This is a genomic window from Dehalococcoidia bacterium (assembly GCA_025054935.1).
Taxonomy (GTDB): domain Bacteria; phylum Chloroflexota; class Dehalococcoidia; order SpSt-223; family SpSt-223; genus JANWZD01.
The window spans coordinates 138067-158280 of the sequence record JANWZD010000006.1; the positions used below are offsets into that span (position 1 = coordinate 138067).

Here is a 20214-nt window from a genome sequence, read left to right on the forward strand (position 1 = left end):
GGCCCGCAATGACTGTCGCTCCCCGCGAAACTTCTTGGCCTCGCGCCGCGAGTGTCGCCCCTTCCTTCCAGCGCGCTTTTCCCCTCCTGCTGACGTTCAGCCTCGTTCTGACAGGCGCGAGCGGGCTGATCTATCAGGTAGTCTGGTTCCGCACTCTCGGCTTGACCTTTGGGGTAACGGTTCAGGCGACAAGCGCCGTGCTCGCCGCCTTCATGGCCGGCCTCGCGATCGGCAGCCTCCTGATGGCGCGCTATGGCGGCCGCATCGCCAATCCGTTGCGCGCCTATGCCGTCGCCGAGATCGTCATCGGGCTGGCCGGCTTCGCCAGCCTCTGGGCGCTCGACGCCCTCCAGCCGCTCTACCGCTGGTTTGCGATGACCGTTACCGACTCGCTCCCCGTGCTCACCACCGCCCGCTTTGCGCTCGCTTTTCTGATCATGCTGATCCCGACTACCCTGATGGGCGCAACGCTGCCGCTCGTCGTCAAAGCGACAGCACTTCGCTCCGGGTTCGCGGCGAGCCACGTCGGACTGCTCTACGCGGGCAACACGGCTGGCGCAATTGCCGGAGCGTTCTTCGCCGGCTTTTACCTCATCGGCCTCTCTGGCCTGACAACGACGACCGCGATTGCCGCAACACTTAACCTCGCCGTCGGCGTCGCGTGGCTAGGCGCTTCGCGGGGAAAGCATGCTGCCTCCACCGAAAGACCGCGCGCTGCGGTGAGCGCCTCACGAGACGCTGCCTTTCCGCCGCCCCTCGTTGGAGCCGTCGTTGCCGTCTACGGCCTCTCCGGCTTCATTGCCCTTGCCTATGAAGTGGTCTGGGTGCGGGTGCTGGCCGGCATCTTCCCCGGCACGGTCTACGCCTTCACCCTGATGCTCTGCGCCATTCTCTTCGGGATCGCGGCGGGAAGCTGGCTGATCTCGCCGCTGCTGCACCGCCGCTGGAACTGGCCGCTCATCTTCGCCGCTCTTGAAGGGCTGCTCGGGCTGCTCGGTCTGCTCTCGATCGCTGTCCTCGCCAACGCCTACAGCATCGAGCGAACCGTGCGCGCCTTCGTCGGGCAGCGCGACCCGCTGCTCGGCGAGCCGTGGTTCATGGCAGGCTTCGGGCTCGTCGCGCTCGGTCCGGCCGCGCTGGTAATGGGCGCCCTCTTTCCAGTGGCAGCGAAGATTGTCGGAACGGGGCATCCCGACGCGGGGCGGCGGGTCGGGCTCGTCTACGGCGCGAACGTGCTCGGCGCGATCGCCGGGTCACTGGCAGGAGGCTTGATCTTGATCCCGCTGCTGGGAGCGCAGCGCACCCTCTGGCTGCTCGCGGCGGGCAACCTCCTCGCCGGAGCAGCAGTGCTCGCGTTCGCTCCAGCGCCCCTGAAGCGAAAGGCAGCCTTCGGCGGCGCAGCGGCAGCAGTCGCCCTCGCCGCCGCGCTCCTGACACCCGACTTGTACGGGACCTTGTTCGCAACCATCCCGTGGAACGAGCGCACCATCTGGTATCACGAAGGGCAAGACGCGACGGTACGCGTTGCAGACTCGCTCGCCGACGGAACGCGGGTGCTCTACATCAACAGCGAGCATCAAGGGACCGATCGCGGGAGCGGGCTCCAGTTTCACTATCGGCTCGGCCATCTCGGCTCGCTCCTCCATCCCGAGCCGCGGGACGTGCTGGTGATCGGCATGGGGGTGGGCGCGACGCCGGGCGCTGCCGCGCTCTACCCCGAATCGCGCGTCCGAGTGGTCGAGCTGTATCCCGGCGTCGTCGAGGCGGCGCGCCTCTTTCGCCACATCAACTACGACGTCCACCGCCGGCCGAATGTCGCGATCGAGGTGAACGACGGACGGAATTTCCTGCTCCTCAGCCGCCAAAAGTTCGATGTCATCCAAGCGGACCCCATTCTGCCGACGAATGCCGGCGCGGCCAACCTGTACTCGACCGACTACTACAAGCTGGCCCGAAGCGCCCTGAACGACGACGGGCTGATGGTCCAATGGCTGACGAACACCCTGCCCGGCGCGGCCTATCGGATGCTCTTACGCTCGTTTCTCGACGCTTTCCCCTACGCAACCCTCTGGCATAACGGCGCGATCCTCGTCGGCTCGCCGCAGCCGATTGTGCCCGACCCGGAGGCGATCGCCCGCAAGTTCAACCACCCCGAACTGCGCCAGGCGCTCGCCGCCCTTGGCTATACCAACGCCAGCGAGGTGCTCCGCGATTTCACTGCCGGCCCCGACGACCTGTGGGCCTTCGCGGGGGCCGGTCCGCAGGTAACCGACCGGTTCCCAGCCGTCGAGTACATCCGGACCGTGCCGTTCGAGGGGCCAGGCGCAACGCCGCAGTGGGCACGAGCCGCGCGCTATATCGAGCTGCGCCAGGGGCCGAATGACGGCATCGTCTACGGCGCGGGCGACGTCCGGGAGCGGCTGCGCGAGTATTACCGCGGGACGCTGTCCGAGTTCATCCTGCCGCCGACCGTTGAAGGACGCGAGCGCGCTCTCGAGGCGGACCTCCGCCGCTTTGCCGAAGGCAAGGAGGGGATCTGGCTAGTGCCGTGGTGGCAGAGCGACAGCGATGTGCTCGCCGAGGCGGTCTTGAACGGCAGCGCCTATCTGATTGCAGACCGCTGGCTTGGCGGCGTGCGCGTCCTCCGCTACGCCGGCCCCGCCTCGCTCCCCCTGCGGCCGGCGGATGTCAGCTTCGGGGATACCGTCCGGCTGCGCGGCTGGGGTATCGAGCGCGAGCAGGCAGCGGCGGGCGAAGCCGTTCGGGTAGCGCTCGAGGTCGAGGCGCAGACGGATATCCGCGAGAACATCAAGGCCTCGCTCCGCCTTGTCGATCGCAGCGGCCGGGTGCTCGCGGAAGTCGACCGGCTGCCGCGCAACGCGCCGATTGAGGAGTGGCGGCGCGGTCAGCGGGTCGTCGACCGGATTGGACTGCTCATTCCCCCGGGAACGCCGGCCGGCGACTACCGCCTCGACCTGACCTACTATCGCGAGGCGACGGGCGGACCGCTGCCCGCCGCCGGAGGCGATGCCGCCGGCCGGGTCACCCTTGCCTCGTTCACCGTGCTTCCTGATGCGCGGCCGTTTCCGGCCGGCGCCATCGAGGCGAACACCCCGCTCATCGTCCGCTACGGTCCGGCGCAACTGGTCGGCTACTCGCTCTCGCCGGCAACGCGCCGTCCCGGCGATCTGGTGCCGGTGACCCTCTTTTGGCAGCCGCTCGACCGCGCCGCCCGTCCCCCCGCCCGCCTTCTCTTCGGCGACCCAAGCGCGCCGCTCACCGCTGCGACACTGCCTGCGGGGAGCGCGCGCGAGCCGGGCACAATCGAGCGGGTGGATCTCGCGCTGCGGATCCCGCCGACTGCCGCCGCAGGGCGCTACGGCGTCTGGCTGATCGTCGAGCAGGCAGGGTCGGCGCCGCTGCGGCTTGGGACCGTGCCGCTCATCCCATGGCCGCCCCTCCCTGCCCCGGCGCCGCCGGCGCTGGCAGTCGGCGCGCGATTTGGCGACATTGCCACCCTCGACGGCCTGACCGCGCAGCGTGACAGCGCCGGCCTCCTTCTCGACCTCGTCTGGACGCCCGAACGGGACATCGCGCGCAGCTACCTTGTCTTCGTCCACGCCCTCGATGCCGAGGGACGGATCGTCGCTCAGTCAGACCGGGTGCCGGCAGACGGCGCGGCCCCAACGACAAGCTGGGTGCCGGGACGGCAAGTCGGCGACCGCCACCGCCTTGCCCTCGCCCCTCCGGCCGACGGGGCGATCGCGATCGGCCTCTACGATCCGCTGACCGGCGAACGCGTCGCCGTCGGCGGAGAGAGCGCGGTTCGGCTGCCGCCCCCCTAGCCTCCTCCGCCGGGATACGCTACCGTTCCGCGCGATGTTCAGCCGGGCTCCACGCCGGACATACGGTATGGTGTCCACGAGCACTCTGCTCCGGACGGCCCTGCCGTGGCTGCTGGCGCTCTCACTCATCGCCACCGGCGCAAGCGGCCTCATCTACCAGGTAGTCTGGTTTCGCCTCCTCGGCACGATCTTCGGCGTCACTGTCCAAGCGACAAGCGCCGTGCTCGCTGCCTTCATGGCCGGCCTTGCGCTTGGGAGCTTTCTCGCCGCCCGCGTTGCCGACCGCCTGCGCGACCCACTCCGCGGCTATGGTCTTGTTGAGATCGGGATCGGAATAGCAGGGCTCGCCAGTCTGCCGTTGCTCGACGGGCTGCAGCCGCTCTACCGCTCTACGGCCAGCGTGCTCGGCGAAGGCAACCCGCTCCTGATCGGCCTGCGCTTCGCGCTCGGCTTTCTCGTCATGATGATCCCCACGACCCTCATGGGAACGACGCTTCCGCTGGTCGTGCGGGCATCGGCGCTCCATTCCCCTGCCGTCGCCCGCAACATCGGCCTGCTCTACGCCGGCAACACCTTGGGCGCGATCGTTGGCGCGTTCACCGCCGGTTTCTTCCTGATCGGGGTCTACGGGCTGACGGTAGCAGTTGCAGTCGCCGCCGCCTTCAACATCGGTATCGGGGTGACCTGGGCGGTCGCGGCGCGCGGGCTCGAGCCGTTGGCACCGCCGCCCGAGACGGGCCGCGCCCCGGCGCTGCCAGATCCCCTCCGCCCGAACCAGACGCTCGCCAATGTCGTGCTCGGCACCTACGCCCTCTCCGGCGCCACCGCGCTCGCCAACGAAGTGATTTGGACGCGGGTGCTCTCCGGCATTTTCCCGGGCACGGTCTACGCCTTCACCCTGATGCTCTGCGCGATCCTCGCCGGGATCGCGCTCGGCAGCTGGCTTGTCACGCCTTTCCTCCAGCGCGCCCGCAACTGGGCGCTGGTCTACGCCGGCTGCCAGCTGGGGCTTGCCGTCACTGCTCTTCTGTCGATCGCAACGCTCGCGAGCGCGTTTCAGCTGGAAGGCCTGCTTGGCCAGCTCCTAGGAGTGAGTGGAGGGCTGCTCCTCGAAGAGCCGGCGGTGATGGCGCTGATTGCATTCGCGGCGATCGGTCCAGCGGCGATTGCGATGGGGGTGACGTTTCCCGTTGCAGCCCGGCTCTACGCCTCGACCAGCAGCCGCCTTGGAGACCGGGTGGGCCGAATCTACGGCGCGAACACGCTCGGCGCGATTGCTGGGTCGCTTGCCGGCGGTCTGATCCTCATCCCGCTCGTCGGCGCAGAGCGAGCCCTCTGGCTGACGGCGCTGGGCAACGCCGTCATCGCGCTCCTCGTTCTCGGTGTCGCGCCCGGCCAGCGGCGAGTGCGGGCCGCAATCGCCCTCGCCGGAGCCGTCTCGCTCGCCGGCACGGCGCTGCTGACGCCGAGCCTCTACGCCAAGCTGTCTGCAACCGACCCGCGCGGCGAGCGCACCATCTGGCTTGCTGAAGGGCCAGATGCCACGGTGCGTGTCGTTCGCAATCCGAGCCAGCAGCAAATCCTCTACATCAACAGCGAAGGCCAAGCGAGCGACGATGAGAAGATCCTCAGCTTTCACTACCTGCTCGGCCACCTCGGGCTGCTGCTGCATCCGCGGCCGCGCGACGTGCTCGCGATCGGCCTCGGCGGCGGCGCGACGCCGGGGGCAGCGGCGCTGCACGAGCGCGCCACGGTCACGGTGGTCGAGCTGTATCCCGGGGTTATCGAGGGAGCGCGGTTCTTTCGCGAGGTGAACTTTGGGATCCACGACCGGCCGAATGTGCGCATGATTGTCAATGATGGGCGCAACTTCTTGATGTTCCGCGAGCGGGAGTACGATGTGATCGTCGCCGACATCATTCGCGCCAAGAATGCGGGCGCAGCGAACCTCTACTCTGCCGATTACTACCGGCTCGCTCGCCAAGCGCTGCGCGACGACGGCATGATGGTGCAATGGATCGACGACACGCTGCCCGAATACGCCTACAAACTGATGGTCCGCACCTTTCTCACCGTCTTTCCGGAAACGACCATGTGGTTTAACGGCTCGGTGCTGATCGGCACGAAGCAGCCGCTTCGGCTCGACCGCCTGACCGTTGAGGAGAATCTGCAGCAGCCCGGTCCGCGCCAGCATCTCGCGCGGCTCGGCTTCCACAACAGCTACGACGTGCTCCGCGAGTATGTCGCCGGGCCCGACGAGATTCGCGCCTATGTCGGCGAGGGACCGATTATCACTGACCGCCATCCGTCCATCGAGTTCATGCGCACCCTGCCAACGGACGGCGGCGTCGCCGACTTGCGCTGGGAGCGCGTCGCTCGCTTTGTCGCGGCGTTCGAGGAGCCGACTGACGCCGCCGTCTTCACCCATGCCGGAGTTCGCTGGCAGTTTCACCGCTACCACCGCGAGATGGCTGCCGAATATCAGGCCCCCTGGCCGCTCAATGGACGCAACGCGGAGGTGGCGCGCGAACTGCAGCGTCTGCTCGACCGGCACCGGCGGGTCTGGTATGTGCCGGCGTGGCAGAGCGACAGCGATATCTTCGTCGAGCGGTGGCTTAGTGCCGCCGCCTACCGTGCCCTCGACACCGCACTCGGCAACACGCGCGTTCTGCTCTTCCTGTCCGCGGCTGGCGAGCCCGCTCCTCAGGCGCGCCGAGCTGAGTTCGGCCAGCGCATCCGCTTGACCGCATGGGCTATCGACCGGACAGAACTGGCGCCAGGCGAGTTTGGACGCATCCTCCTCGACTGGGAGACGATCGCCCCGCTCGATGACAACTACAAGACGAGCCTCCGCCTTGTTGATGAGCGTGGTCGGCTGATCGCCGAGGTGAACCGCCAGCCGCGCGATCAGGAGTCTGCCGGGCTCGGCGCCGGCTTCCGCTGGCGCGAGCGGACCGCCCTGCTGATCCCGCCGGGCACGCCGCCCGGCGACTACCGGCTGGAGACGTCGGTCTATCGCGAGGACGACGGCCAGCCTCTTCGGCCGACGGCGGGCGCAGCTGACGGGCGCGTCATCCTCGGCCGACTGACCGTGCGCCCGAGCGACCGCGCCTTCGCGCCAGAAGCGATCGTCGCCGACACCCACCCTCGGCTTGTCCGGGCAGGGCTTCGCCTTGCCGGACTGTCGATCAGCACGCTGACCGCGCGGCCCGGCGACCTTGTCGGCCTAACCACCTTCTGGCAGCCGGTCGAGCCGGACGCAGCGGCGACGCTGAAGATTGTGCTCGGCGAGCCGGCTCGGCCTCTCGCGCAGCTCGATCTCCGCGTCGGCGAAGCCGGTCGTCCTGTCGGCACGGTGCAGCGCCTCGACCGCGACCTGCGCATTCCCCCGGCGACCCCGCCAGGACGCTATGACCTTTGGCTTGCTGACGGCGGCCAACCGGCTTGGCTGGGACGCCTCGCCGTTGTGGCACGCCCCCCCTTGCCACCCCCCTCCCCTCCCGCGATCACCTTGAATGCGCCCGTCGGCGATTTTGCCACCCTCATCGGCGCCACCGTGACGGCGCAGAGCGACCGCCTCGAAGTCCGTCTGGTGTGGCAGGCACGGAAAGAGACCGAGCGCAATGCCACCGTCTTTGTCCACGTGCTTGACGCCGCAAACCGGATCCTGACCCAGTCTGACCAGCTTCCTGCCGGCGGAGCCGCCCCGACAACGGCTTGGCTGCCCGGCCAAGCAATTGAGGATCTCCATCTGCTGCGGATCGGGGAGATCCCTCCCGAGAGCCGCGTCATCGTCGGGCTGTATGACAGTGCCACTCTCATCCGCTTTCCCATCGGGGAAAGCGACTTCGTGGTCCTGCCTTGGCCATCGCTAGCCGGCTGATCAGGGGTCTGCTATAACTCGCGCCTGAATGGAACTCGCGAAGACGCCGGCACGCAGCAGTCTGCTGACAGGAGCGGCTGGGCTCGTCGGCCTGCTCGTCCTCTCCCTCATCCTGAGCGGCGCAAGCGGCCTCATCTATCAAGTCATCTGGTTTCGCGTTCTCGGCCTCATCTTCGGGGTGACGGTGCACGCGACAAGCGCCGTGCTCGCCGCCTTCATGGCTGGCTTGGCGGTCGGCAGCGTTCTCGCCGGCCGCTTTGCCGACCGCATGAAGCGCCCCCTCCTTGCCTACGGCATCGTCGAGATCGCTATCGGGGTCTTCGGGCTCGGCAGCCTGTGGGCATTCGACCTGCTCCAGCCGATCTACAAGGCGCTTGCGCTTTCAGTGACCGATTCCGTGCTGGTGCTCTCGGTCATTCGCTTCGTCCTTGCCTTTCTGATCATGCTCCTCCCCACAACGCTGATGGGCGCCACGATGCCGCTTGTCGTCCGCTCGTCGCTTCTGCGGGCGGGCAGCTTGTCGCGCAATGTAAGTCTCCTCTACGCCGCCAACACCTTCGGCGCAGTGGCCGGCGCCTTCACGTCGGCGTTCTACTTGATCGGCTGGTACGGCGTCACCGCGACGACAGCGATTGCCGCCGGGATCAACCTCCTCGTCGGAGGGCTGTGGATCGCGCTCTCCCTCGCTGCTCCCCGCGAGACTGAAGCTGCGCCGCCGAATGTCGACGCAGTGGCAGAGCTCCGTCCGAGCGAGCGGATCTCCCCCGCAACGGCGCGCTTGGTGCTCATCGTCTACGGCCTGTCCGGCGCGATCGCTCTCGCCTATGAGGTTGTCTGGACGCGTCTCCTCGCCGGGATCTTCCCGAGCACGGTCTACGCCTTCGCGATGATGCTGTGCGCCATTCTCAGCGGGATCGCCCTCGGCAGCTGGGCAGTGAACGGCATCATCACCCGGCGCGCGAACTGGCTGTTCTGGTTCGCCATCCTCGAGGTCGCCCTCGGCCTGACCGCCGTCCTCTCCCTCACCGCCATCGCCCACGCCTATCGCGTCGAGGGGCTGGTGCGCGGCTGGCTCGGCTGGACGGCGGAGACGCTCGTTGTCAACGAGCCGTGGTTCATGCTGGCATTCGCTTTCTTCTGCATCGGGCCGACGGCCTTCCTCATGGGCGTCACCTTTCCCGTCGCGACCAAGCTGTATGCGAGCGGCTTCACCGATGTCGGCCGGCGGGTCGGCACAATCTACGGCGTCAATGTGCTCGGCGCGCTCGCCGGTTCGCTCGGCGGAGGATTGGTCCTGATCCCGCTGCTCGGCGCTCAGCGCGCCCTCTGGGCGCTCGCGATCGGCAACGCCCTGCTTGGGGTTGGGATTCTGCTCGCCACCCCCGAGCGCGTCAGACCGCGCCTCGCTGTCGCTGCGGCGAGCGCGGCGCTCTTTCTCCTGCTCGCGTTCCTCTCGCCCGATGTCTACCGCACGCTCTTCTCGACCGACCCCCAAACAACCGAGACGATCTGGTTCCACGAAGGGCAGGACGCTAACGTCCGGGTAGCGCGCGACCTTGAGGGCAACCTCGTCCTCTTCACCAACAGCGCCGGACAGAACAATGACTCGCGGGCGGAAGCAGTCTTCCACTACCAGCTTGGGCTGCTTGGTCCGCTGCTCCACCCCAATCCGACCGAGGTGCTCGTCGTCGGGCTGGGGGTTGGACAGACCGCCGGCGCAGCGTCGCTCCACCCCGGAACGCGCACCACCGTTGTCGAGCTGCTGCCGGGAGTGATCGAGGCGGCGCCCCTGTTCAGCCATGTCAACTTCAATCTGCATCAGAACCCTGCCGTCACCATCGTCGCCGCCGACGGGCGCAACTTCCTGCTCCTTGCCGGCCAGCGGTTTGATGTCATCGAGTCTGACCCGATTTGGCCCACCCACGCCGGCGCGGCGAACCTCTATTCAGTCGACTACTACCGCCTCGCCCGCCAAGCGCTGAAGGACGACGGCATCATGGTCCAATGGGTAGACGCTTCGCTGCCCGAGCACGCCTACAAGATGATGGTGCGCTCGTTCTACGAGGTGTTCCCCGAAGCGACGATGTGGTATCACGGCACGATCCTCGTCGGCGCGAAAGGGCCGCTGCGGCTCGACTACGACGCGATCGAGGCAAAATTTCAGCATCCCCGTCTTCGGGCAGTGCTGGACGACTTGGGCATTCGCGGGGTCAACGACCTGATGCGCGAATTTGTCGCGCGCCCGGAAGAAGTGCGCGCATTTCTGGGGCCGGGCCCGGTCATTTCGGACCGCTATCCCGTCATCGAGTACATCAACAGCATTCCCTCCGGAACGCTTGGCGCCGACCTGCGCTGGCGGCGCGTCGCCTCCTACATCTCGGCGCGCGAACGGCCCGACGATGCCATTGTTTTCAGCGAAGCGTCGGTGGCCCGACTCTTCCGCTCCTTCCACGCCGCCAAGCTGGCCGAGTACTATCCGCCGAGCGGCGTCGCCGGCCGCGAGAGCGAGGTCGCTGCGGCGCTCAAGGCGCTCCTCGACCGGCATGAGCGGCTCTGGTTCATCCCTTGGTGGCAGAATGAGAACGACCAGTTCTTCGAGCGCTGGCTCAACGGCAATGCCTACCAAGTGTCGAACCGGCTGATCGGCAACATCCGCGTCCACCTCTATGCGAGCGCGCGCGGTGAGCCGGCGCTCCAGCCGTCGCGTCTCGACTTCGGCAACACGATCCGCATTGTCGGCTGGGCGGTTGACCGGCGCGAGCTGAGCGTAGGCGACATCCTTCGCGTGGCGCTCCACGTCGAAGCGCTGCAGGATCTCGACAGTGACGTCAAGATCGCCGTCCGCCTGATCGGGCCGACCGGACAGGTCGTTGCTGCCTCTGACCGGCTCCCGCGCGACGCGCCGACGTCCTCGTGGAAGGCCGGGACGCGCGTCCTCGACCGGATCGGCATCCTCATCCCGCCGGGAACGCCGGCAGGGCGCTATCGTCTCGACCTCGATCTCTACCGTCCAGCGGATGGCAGCCGGCTGGTGCCTGCCGCCCCGAACGCGCCGGGACAGCGCGTCCTTCTTGGCGACGTCACGGTCCTAGAGACGACCCGTCTCTTCCCAGCTGAAGCTGTCGAAGCGGCGGCCCTTTCGAGCGCAACATTCGGCGACGCTGTCCGCCTTGCCGGCTTCACCCTCGACCTCGCTCCGCGCCGGCCGGGCGACGAGATCGAAGCGGCACTCTACTGGCAGCAGCTCGCCGACGGCGCAACGCGGACAGTCCGGCTCGTGGTCGGCAGCCCAGAGCGTCCCGCGGGCGCCGCCGAGCTTGATGTGGGACGGCGAGACAGCCGAGCCGGCACGATCAGCCGCCAAGACGGGCGGGTGCGGGTGCGCCCGGGGACGCCGTCCGGCCGCTATGACGTCTGGATCGTCGACCGGGCGGCCCCCGACAACCGAGAATGGCTCGGCCGCGTCGACATCATCGCGCCGCCGCCCCTGCCTGCTCCCGCTCCTCCTGAGATCCCCCTCGGGGCGCACTTCGGCGAGTTGATCGCCCTCGAGGGGCTTTCGATCCGCCGCGAGGGCGCAGACCTTGCCGTGACGCTGGTTTGGCGCGCGGAGCGCGACGTGCCGACGAACTACGTCGTCTTTGTCCACTTGCTCGACGAGCGCGGAACGATTGTGGCCCAGTCGGACCAGCCGCCGGCAGCAGGCGGAGCGCCGACCGGCGGATGGCTGCCCGGCCAACGCATCGGCGACCTCCACCGTCTCCGCGCCGACCCTGCCGGCGCGCGCCTTGCGGTTGGGCTTTATGACCCCCGAACCGGGCAGCGGCTCCCGACCGCCGAAGGCGATGCCGTCGTGCTCCCGCTCCCCTGACACCGCTCGCCGGGTCGGGAGCAGCGCGCTGGCCGCGGAAAGGCGCGCTGTTGCCGGGCGGAGCGCCGTCTGGTACAGTTCGGCAACGAAAGACATAAACCGGAATGCCAGGAGCGTGCCTGGCCCGGGTCCGGGACCGGTCTTTCCCCCACACCCACACCTCCGGGAGGAGCTGCTCCTTGGCGTTGCAAGACAAAACCCTCACCTGTCGAGATTGCGGCCACCAGTTTGTGTTCACCGTCAGCGAACAGGAATTCTTCTTCTCCAAAGGGTTCCTGAACAACCCAAGCCGCTGCCAAGACTGTCGAGCGAGCCGCAAGGCGCGAATTGCTGCGCAGGCGGCCTCGGGAGGCGCCGGCCCGTTCTCAGGAACTAGGGTGACCAGCAACGGGAGGCGCGAATACACACGCGCAACCTGCTCCTCCTGCGGCGGCGAAGCGCTGCTCCCCTTCACTCCACGCGGGGACCGGCCCGTCTATTGCTCCGACTGCTTCGACCAAGTGCGCTCTTTCCGCTGAGCTCTGCTCTTCTTCGGTTCTGATCGCCTTGGCCCGCTTCTAGCGGGCCATTCTCATCGCCGCAATCAGTCGGGTATTATTTGAAAGACCAGGGCAGCAGATGGCAGCTCGCCCGTTTGACGGAATGAGCGCTGCCCTTTGCGCAGCCCCGGCAGCGATCAGTCGATTCAGGAGGGTTATGGCTAAATCAGAGACGATTGAAGTTGAAGGGACAGTCGTCGATACCTTGCCGAACGCGATGTTTCGTGTCCGGCTGGCGAACGATCACGAAGTGCTCGCTCATGTTTCGGGAAAGATCCGAAAAAATTACATCCGTGTCCTGCTTGGAGACCGCGTTCTCGTCGAACTTTCTCCGTATGACCTGACCCGGGGGCGGATCACCTATCGATTCAAGTAAGTCAGCGGATCACTACCATCTCCTGCCCGTCAGCAGTCATGAGGCGAACCCCGCGCTCCGGGATGTAAAGCCCGACCGCGACGGTGCCATCGAGGGGGACCTCCCCGATCCAGCGCCGCTCTCGAACTGTTTCTCCCACTGACCAGAGCGCAAACGGATAGTTTCCCCTGAGGGGGGCGCCATCAGCTTGGCGAACGATCTGCCCAGCAGCGTCACGGACGTGAACAAAGGCATGGATCGGCTCCCAAACCGGCTGGCGAAGCTGCCAGACGAGGTCGAGACTGTCGCCGGCGCGCGCCGCCTCGAGAAGCGCTACCCGGCCGTCGAAGAGCGCAATCCCTTCTTCCGGCGGGCGGACTGGACCCGGCACCCGCAGGCGCGCTGCCGTGAACGCGCTCGCCGGGCCGCCGTTGAGAGGCAGACGTTCAAGGTCAGCGAGCAGGTACCAGCCGATATCGATCTGGTACACCCCGGGCAGCGCATCGCGCGGCAGGCGCAAGCGATAGGGGTCGGCGACCGCCACGCCGCGCTGCCAACTCGTTGTTGGGGCGAAGCCGCCGCCGGGCTGATTATCTTGCTGGGCGACCCGCCGCCCAAGCGGATCAAGGAGATGGACGAACACGGTGTATCCCTGGTCGACATCGCGGAGGAGCTGCCAGTGCAGCGTCAGGTCGATCACTGCTCCCCCGCTCCCCGCCGCGTCTGCCGCTGGCGCCGGGTCGGCTCGGCGCCCTCCCACGGCGAAGGTAATCCCTTCCAGCAAGAAGGTCTCGCCGAAGCGCGCAGTCCGCTCGATCAGAGGGCGCGGCGCGGCGTGGGGGCTCGCGAGGACGACGTCGCCAGCGCGGTGCCACTCCTCAGGACGCAGCGCAACGTCGACGCGATAGCGTCCTGCCGGCGCCCCATCCGGCAGCCGTAAGACCCGGAGGTCACGCACGAGCTCATTGCGGTGCCACGCCTCGGTGGTGCTGGTCGAGAAAATCGGGCGGCTCCACTTCTCAGCGACCGTCTGCCCAGCAGCGTCGACGAGACGCATGCCGAAGCGGCGGTCGGAGGGCGCTTCTTCAGCAGCAAGCCAAAAGAGTTCCGCCTCGGCAAACGCGCCGCTCGCTCGGAGCCGGCCTCCCGCAAGCGCAACCGGCGTGTCCGGCACAGGCGGGATCGCTGTCCAGGCGGCTGCCGCCGCGCTCTGCACCAGCCGGAGCGCGATCGTCAGGGCAAGGAGGCCGCTCCCCAGTGCGACCACACCCCGCCGCCCCGCCACAAGTGCCATCCCGAGCCCAAGCCCGCCGAGGGAGAGCGCGAGGCAGAAGAGGCGAAGGGGTGTCGGCCCGAATGCGACCTCAACAACGTGAGTTCCGGGGGGGAGGTCAACGGTGAGCAGCCCGAGGGGAGTGCTCGGCCGGGGCTCGACCGGTCGGCCATCGACGGTCGCCCGCCAGCCGGGAAAATAGAAGGCGTGAAGGCGCAGCGGCGCAGGACGGTCGGCGGTCGTCTCCAGCCGCAGCGAGAGCGGGCCCGCGGCCACGACCGCCGCCCCCACGGCCGGATCGTCCTTCGTGCCGACGGGCGGCGCGAACCCTTCGGTGGGCGGAACGAAGCCTGCCCGCGCCCACACCGGCAGATACTCGGCGGCGGTCGTTGTTCCGATGATGCCGCTATCGTGCTCGAAGCGCGCGATTGTGGCGACAGAGAGATCCTCGTCGCGCGGCCAGAGCGGCGGGGGGTCGATGGTGGCCACCCCCGCAGCGATCAGCAGGAGCGCGCCGGCAAGCCCCGCCACCCACCGCGCCGGGATGGGAAAGAGAGCGAGCGCGCCGGTCAGCAGCGCGGTCCCGAGAGCGGCGAGGCTGAGCAGCCGCGTCGGGAACTGAACGTAGGCGACAAGCGGGATCGCGCTCCACACCCATGCCAGCAGGCTGGTCAGCAGCGCGCCGAAGAGCAGCGTCAGCAGTGCGCCGAACGCGATGCCGAGGCGCCGCCCGCGGGCCCAGGGCCAAGCGAGCAGGCCGAGGAGCGCAAGGGTCGTCTGAACAAGCCCAAAGCGGAAGGGCGACTGTGCATACTCATGAAACAGTTCCGTCGCAACCAGCTCATCCAGTGCGTTGAGATGCTCTTCCGGGCGATAGGCGGGGGTATTGAAGTTGCCGGTCGAGACGAAACGGTTTTCCGCGAGCGCTGGCAGCCAGTAGGCCGCGCCGACAACGAGCGCGAGCGCAAACGCCCCGCCAACCCGGGCAAGCGCCTGCCGGCGGCCCGATGCCGACCATGCCGCCGCTATCCCAAACAGGAGCGCGAGCGGAGTGAAGAACAGCGCGATGACATTGTGCGCGAGGATCAGCCCGGCCCACCAGAGCGCGGCAAGCCCGACATGGGCGCGGCTGCCGAGGGCGGCGCGACGGAGCGACCACAGCGTGAGGGGGAGAAAGGGAAACGCCCAGCATTCGGAGAGGATCGCGCGGACGTAGGTATCGATCAGATGATAGGGGGCATACATGAAGCCGACCGCCGTCAGCCACCCTGCCCACCGCGAGCCGAAGAGGTCGCGCCCGAGAAGATACGCCCCGATCCCGGAAAGAACGAGCGGCACTGCCAGTGCCGCCTTCGTCGCATCGACATAGCCCAGCCCGAGCAGATGCCCTGCCAAGGCGGGGTAGTAGGAGAGCGGCGGATAGAAGCTCAGCAGGGGATAGCCATATCCTGAGGCAAAGTCTGGAAACCACCCTGGGAACAGCTCGCCTTGGCGGGCGAGCCGGTCGAGCGCAACGAGCCGCAACAGGTGATAGGTCCCGTCGTGGGAGGAGAGGAAGCGGAAGCGTGTCAGCGGCCAGACGGCCGGCAGCGCCGCGAGCGTCACTGCCAGCAGCCAAATCAGCTGGGAGGCTGCCGGCTGGAGCGCGCAGAAGAGCGAGCGACGCGCCAGCAGGGCAACCGGACGAACCGCCGCACCGCGAGGAGTCATCGCGGGGATGCTAGGTGCGGTCTCCGTGACCGTCAACCAACTCGCTTGCGCCGCGAGAGAATCGATCCTGCGGGAGCGTCTGCGCGGGAGGGACGGCATCCCGAGAGCGGCGCGGCCGCGGCGGGCACCGCCGTCAGGGCGCGAGACGCTCGACCCGCCAGCCGTCGCCCTGACGCACGTAGCGAAGCCGGTCGTGGAGGCGGTTCGGACGGCCTTGCCAGAACTCGTAGCGCGCGGGCAGAAGCGCGTAGCCGCCCCAGTGGGGGGGCGGCTCGATGAGGCGGATCCCCGGCTCCTGAGCGGCGCGCTCCAGTTCGCGCTCGAGCCACGCGCGGTCGGGGATAACCCGGCTCTGGGGGGAGACCCACGCGCTCAGGCGGGCGCCTTCGGGACGGGTCTGGAAGTAGGCTCGCGTCATCTCACGCCCCACGCGCTCCACCCGGCCGCTCAGCCGCACTTGGCGCTGCAGTTCGGGCCAGAAGAAGACCGCCGCAGCGCGGGGATTGGCCTCAAGCTGACGGCCCTTGTCGCTCTCGTAATTGGTGTAGAAGATCACTTTCCCCTCGTCGAGCGATTTGGCGAGGACAACGCGCGCAGCTGGGTCGCCATCGCTGCTGGCCGTCGCGAGGGTGAAGGCGTTCGGCTCGGGAAGACCGGCCCGGATCGCGTCGGCTATCCAGCGGCAGAGCTGCTCGTGAGGGTCGGCGGCGACCGACGATTCATCTAGCGGCGTATCACGATACTCGATCCGCAGCTGCGCCAGCGCAGTCGAGAGAGGAGTTTCCAGAACGCCCTCCCGGCGTGGGGTCCGCGAAAAGTGTAGCGCGCCCGCGCCAGCGCGAGTGGTCCTCTGCGCCGAAGCTCCCTATACTCCGGGCGCGCCGCGCCGCGGCAGCTTGGTGTTCCGCCGGCGAAGGGACGTGATGACCACTGCCCTGCAATCGATTGCCCGCCCCCTCGCCTCTCGCGCTGCCCGCCCTGCCGTCCTTGCTGCCCTGCTCGCCTTCTCGCTGCTGCTGACGGGCGCAAGCGGCTTGATTTACCAAGTCGTCTGGTTCCGCGTTCTTGGGCTCATCTTCGGCGTTACGGTCCACGCCACCAGCGCCGTGCTTGCCGCCTTTATGGCGGGTCTTGCGATCGGCAGCTTGCTCGCTGCCCGTATCACCGACCGCCTCAAGAACCCGCTGCTTATCTACGGGCTCGTTGAGATCGTGATCGGGGCGCTCGGCGCTGTCAGCCTCCCTGCGCTGGGGCTCCTCCAGCCGCTCTACCGCGCCCTTGCGCTCCAGCTGCCCGAAACCCCACTCCTCGTCACGACTGTCCGCTTTGTGCTCGCTTTCGCGATCATGCTGGCGCCGACGACGCTGATGGGCGTGACCCTCCCGCTCGTCGTCCGCGCCGTTGTTCAGCAAGCCGGCAGCCTCTCCGGTGCCGTCAGCTTTTTGTATGGGGCGAACACCTTCGGCGCAATCGCCGGCGCCTTCCTTGCCGGCTTCGTCTTCATCGGTTCGTTCGGCGTTCCGGCCACGGTGGGAATCGCCGCCGCATTCAACCTCGCTGTCGGCGCGCTCTGGGTGGCGCTGGCGCTCGGTCCGCTCCGTCCTCCGGCCGCAGACGATGCCGCCGTGGCGCATGCCGTCTCTGCCGAGGCGCCGCGTTTTCGCGTCTCGCCCACGGTAGCGACGACCGTGCTCGCTGCGTACGGCCTCTCGGGGTTTGTCGCGCTCGCGTACGAGGTTGTCTGGACGCGCGTACTGGCCGGCATCCTTCCCAGCACCGTCTATGCTTTTACGCTGATGCTCTGCGCGATCCTTTCGGGGATTGCGGTCGGCAGCTGGGCGATCAACCCCCTGCTGAAGCGGCGCGCCAACTGGGTGCTCATCTTTGTCGGGCTCGAGATCGCCATTGCAGCGCTCGCCCTGCTTTCGCTCGCGTTTATGGCGCAGGCAACGCGGCTGGAGGCGTTCTTCCTCCGCGGCGCTCCTGAAGGCGCGTATCTGCTCGGGCGTCCCCAGTTCATGATCCCCTTCACCTTCGCAGCGATCTTTCCGGTCGCGTTCCTGATGGGGGTCACCTTCCCCGTCGCCGCCCTGCTCTACGCCGCAGGACGCACCGATGTCGGCCGCCGGATCGGCTCGGTCTATGGGGCGAACGTGCTCGGCGCGGTCAGCGGCTCTCTTGCGGCCGGCCTTGTCCTGATCCCGCTCTTGGGCGCGCAGCGGACGCTCTGGCTGCTCTCGCTCGGCAATATCCTCGCCGGCCTCGCCGTGCTCTTCGCCGCCCGCCCGCCATGGCGGCTGCGCCTCGCTTTCACGGCGGTCGGTGCGGCGGTGCTCCTTGTCGCCGCCGTCGCGTCGCCAAATCTCTACGTCGCGCTTTCCGAAGGCGAAGCGCGGGGGCTGCGCACAATCTGGCTGCATGAAGGACAAGACGCGACTGTTTCCGTCGTCCGCGCGCCCGATACGCGGCTCTACCTGAAGGTGAACAGCCAAGGCATGGGCGCCGACGGCGGGCCGCAAGCACGCTTTCATCACCGTCTCGGTCACCTTGGACCGCTGCTCCATCCCAATCCGCGCGAACTGCTGATCATCGGTCTCGGCGTGGGAGCGACCGCGGGCGCCTCCGCGCTTCACCCGGGCCTCCATGTCACGATTGTCGAACTCGTGCCCGGGGTCGTCGAAGCGGCCGAACTGTTTCGAGCGGCGAATTACGATGTCCTGCGCCAGCCGAACGTCTCGCTGGTCATCGACGATGGCCGGAACTACCTGCTGCTCACGAACCGGAAGTTCGACATCATCGAGTCGGACCCCATTCTGCCGCGCAACGCGGGGGCGGCGAACCTCTATTCCGCAGATTTCTACCGGCTTGTGCGCGGGGCGCTCAAAGACGACGGGATGTTCGTCCAATGGGTTGACCCGACGCTTCCCCCTGCCGCCCACCGCATGATGGTCCGCACCTTCCTGCAGGAGTTTCCGGGAGCGACGATGTGGGAGAACGGCGCGATCCTCGTCGGCTCGCGTGAGCCGGTGCGGGTGACGCCGGAGCGGCTGAACACCCGCCTCCAGACATTCCCGCTCGCGGCGGCGCTCGAAGCAGCCGGCCTGAGAACGGCGGATGACCTCCTCCGCGGCTATGTTGGGGGACCGCGTGAACTCGCCTTCTACGCCGGCGCAGGGCCGGTCATGACTGACGCGAACCCGTACATCGAGTACTACCTCTCGCTGCCGAGCGGCGGCTCTGTCCCTGACCTGCGGTGGCTCCCCGCCGCGACCCACCTCGCGCACGCGGCGCGGCCCGGCGACGGCATTGTTTACGGCAATCCCGCCTTCAAGCCGCTGCTGACAGCGCTGGCGGCCCCGCCTCTGCCGGACATCGTTTTGCCGGCCGACGCGCCGCTCGATGCGGCGACCGAGGCAACCCTGCGCGACTTCGCCGCGAAAGGACGCCTCTGGTTCATCCCGACGCCCGGCAGCGCGCGCGACGAGCAGCTGATCGCCATGCTCAGCCGACTGAAACGGCGTGTCGAAGACCAGCAGCACGCCCTTGTGCGGATGCTGCTCTTCGACGAGTGATCGTCAGGCAGTCAGGTCGAGGCGGCGGACGCCGATCACGACGGCAACGAGAGCACAGAGCGAGAGGGTCGTCCAGCGCGCTGCATTCGCCGGACCGCTCACGGGGAGCAAGATCAGTTCGCCGGGTGGCAGCAGCAGAACGCCGACCCAGAGCAGGAGCTGGCCGAGCGCAGCGAGCCCGGCAATCGCCGCCGTGAGCAGGAGCGCAACCCGCCCCACCCCGCGGAGGACCAGCCACCCGATCGTCAGCACGGCGAGGAGCACCGCGACCAGTCCGAGCGTGCGCGGCACCCCCTCGCCAAAGAGCGGCAGGTCGAAAATGACGGCAAAGCCGACAAACGCGGCAACTGTCGCGGAGAGCAGGATAGCCGGACGAACCAGACGCGCCGCAAGCGGACCAGCCGCTAGAACAAGCGCGGTCCAGCCGGCGAGGATGACGAACTGGCCTGCCCACGTCGCGGGGAGCGGCGGCAGGACCGCCGGCAAGACGACCACGCCGAGCAGGACCAGCCCCAGCCCCGCCACCCCAAGCAAGCGGCGGGAGGGACTCACCGCCGCTCGACCCCGAAGCGAGGAGGGATCACGATTGAGACGCCGACCCCTGCCCCGGAGGAACAGGGTCGCGGAAGCTGAGCAGCTTGAGGAACCCGCGGACAAAGAGCGCTGCTACGACAAGCGTCGTGACGAGGAAAATAGCGACGAAGATGAGATCCATTCTTGCCCACCGCTCACGAGATGACCGGCATCGCCTTGCGGTTTGCCGGCCAGCACCCTATTGTAGCGGGGAGGACGTGCCGCTCACGGGGCGAACCGTCGCCTCCACGCTCGGCCGGGTCACCACCCCGCGCAGCCGCGCCAGATGCTCGGCGACCACCTCGGGCGGAGAGAGCGCGATGACCAGCCGCGCCGCGAGCAGCACAATCGTGAGGTCGTCGACCACGCCGAGACCGAGCAGACCGATCAGGAAATCCGGAACAAAATCGAGGGGTGAGAGCAGCAGCGCGAGTGCCGCAGGAACGACGAGCTTGGCGGAACGCGGGACGCGCCGATCCCAGAGCAGCCGCCAGATGAGGCGAGCGAGCGTGATCGCCTCAGCGAGGACAGCGAGCGGCGGCACAGTGAAGACCGGCGGCACGGGCGCCATTTTCCTCCCTCGCCAAGAAGTG

Annotated in this window: 11 protein-coding genes; 6 read left to right on the forward strand and 5 right to left on the reverse strand. The window is 68.0% G+C overall.

Features of this window, described 5'->3' with window-relative positions:
- Positions 1–8 precede the first annotated feature (8 nt).
- The 5 genes from NZ773_08825 (at position 9) to infA (ending at position 12514) form a co-directional block, all read left to right on the forward strand.
- The gene (locus NZ773_08825; protein MCS6802027.1) at positions 9–3845 is read left to right on the forward strand and encodes a fused MFS/spermidine synthase; all 3837 of its coding nucleotides are present in this window, start codon (positions 9–11) and stop codon (positions 3843–3845) included.
- Positions 3846–3912: 67 nt separating this feature from the next.
- Positions 3913–7728: a fused MFS/spermidine synthase gene (locus NZ773_08830; GenBank protein ID MCS6802028.1), complete on the forward strand. Its 3816-nt coding sequence runs from the start codon at positions 3913–3915 to the stop codon at positions 7726–7728.
- Positions 7729–7756: 28 nt separating this feature from the next.
- On the forward strand, positions 7757–11599 hold the full coding sequence (locus NZ773_08835; protein MCS6802029.1) for a fused MFS/spermidine synthase: 3843 nt from the start codon (positions 7757–7759) through the stop codon (positions 11597–11599).
- Positions 11600–11778: 179 nt separating this feature from the next.
- Entirely contained in the window at positions 11779–12117 is a 339-nt protein-coding gene (locus NZ773_08840) for a zinc-ribbon domain containing protein (GenBank protein ID MCS6802030.1), read from the forward strand.
- Positions 12118–12295: 178 nt separating this feature from the next.
- Positions 12296–12514, forward strand: a complete 219-nt coding sequence (gene infA, locus NZ773_08845; protein ID MCS6802031.1) for a translation initiation factor IF-1 — start codon at positions 12296–12298, stop codon at positions 12512–12514.
- 1 nt (position 12515) lies between these two features.
- On the opposite strand, the gene NZ773_08850 is transcribed toward infA, so the two are convergent.
- Both NZ773_08850 and pdxH read right to left on the reverse strand, forming a co-directional pair.
- Entirely contained in the window at positions 12516–15476 is a 2961-nt protein-coding gene (locus tag NZ773_08850) for a hypothetical protein (protein MCS6802032.1), read from the reverse strand.
- Positions 15477–15609: 133 nt separating this feature from the next.
- A complete protein-coding gene (gene pdxH, locus NZ773_08855; protein ID MCS6802033.1) occupies positions 15610–16239 on the reverse strand; it encodes a pyridoxamine 5'-phosphate oxidase in 630 nt (209 codons plus the stop codon).
- Between the two features lie 160 nt (positions 16240–16399).
- Between pdxH and NZ773_08860 the strand changes: the two genes are divergently transcribed.
- Complete coding sequence (locus NZ773_08860) at positions 16400–19048, forward strand: fused MFS/spermidine synthase (GenBank protein MCS6802034.1); 2649 nt, start codon at positions 16400–16402, stop codon at positions 19046–19048.
- Between the two features lie 3 nt (positions 19049–19051).
- Here the strand turns inward: NZ773_08860 and NZ773_08865 are convergent, their stop codons facing one another.
- From NZ773_08865 to NZ773_08875, 3 genes are read right to left on the reverse strand one after another with little or no spacing between them, the layout of a single operon-like run.
- The gene (locus tag NZ773_08865) at positions 19052–19600 is read right to left on the reverse strand and encodes a hypothetical protein (GenBank protein ID MCS6802035.1); all 549 of its coding nucleotides are present in this window, start codon (positions 19598–19600) and stop codon (positions 19052–19054) included.
- 28 nt (positions 19601–19628) lie between these two features.
- Positions 19629–19763: a hypothetical protein gene (locus tag NZ773_08870; protein MCS6802036.1), complete on the reverse strand. Its 135-nt coding sequence runs from the start codon at positions 19761–19763 to the stop codon at positions 19629–19631.
- 57 nt (positions 19764–19820) lie between these two features.
- Positions 19821–20192: a hypothetical protein gene (locus NZ773_08875; GenBank protein MCS6802037.1), complete on the reverse strand. Its 372-nt coding sequence runs from the start codon at positions 20190–20192 to the stop codon at positions 19821–19823.
- Positions 20193–20214: the final 22 nt, after the last annotated feature.

What these genes read in the sequence shown, in the direction of transcription:
- NZ773_08825 (MCS6802027.1), top strand. Translation starts at nt 9, where the DNA reads ATGACTGTCGCTCCCCGCGAAACTTCTTGGCCTCGCGCCGCGAGTGTC.
- NZ773_08830 (MCS6802028.1), top strand. Translation starts at nt 3,913, where the DNA reads ATGGTGTCCACGAGCACTCTGCTCCGGACGGCCCTGCCGTGGCTGCTG.
- NZ773_08835 (MCS6802029.1), top strand. Translation starts at nt 7,757, where the DNA reads ATGGAACTCGCGAAGACGCCGGCACGCAGCAGTCTGCTGACAGGAGCG.
- infA (MCS6802031.1), top strand. Translation starts at nt 12,296, where the DNA reads ATGGCTAAATCAGAGACGATTGAAGTTGAAGGGACAGTCGTCGATACC.
- NZ773_08850 (MCS6802032.1), bottom strand. Translation starts at nt 15,476, where the DNA reads ATGACTCCTCGCGGTGCGGCGGTTCGTCCGGTTGCCCTGCTGGCGCGT.
- NZ773_08860 (MCS6802034.1), top strand. Translation starts at nt 16,400, where the DNA reads ATGACCACTGCCCTGCAATCGATTGCCCGCCCCCTCGCCTCTCGCGCT.
- NZ773_08870 (MCS6802036.1), bottom strand. Translation starts at nt 19,763, where the DNA reads ATGGATCTCATCTTCGTCGCTATTTTCCTCGTCACGACGCTTGTCGTA.
- NZ773_08875 (MCS6802037.1), bottom strand. Translation starts at nt 20,192, where the DNA reads ATGGCGCCCGTGCCGCCGGTCTTCACTGTGCCGCCGCTCGCTGTCCTC.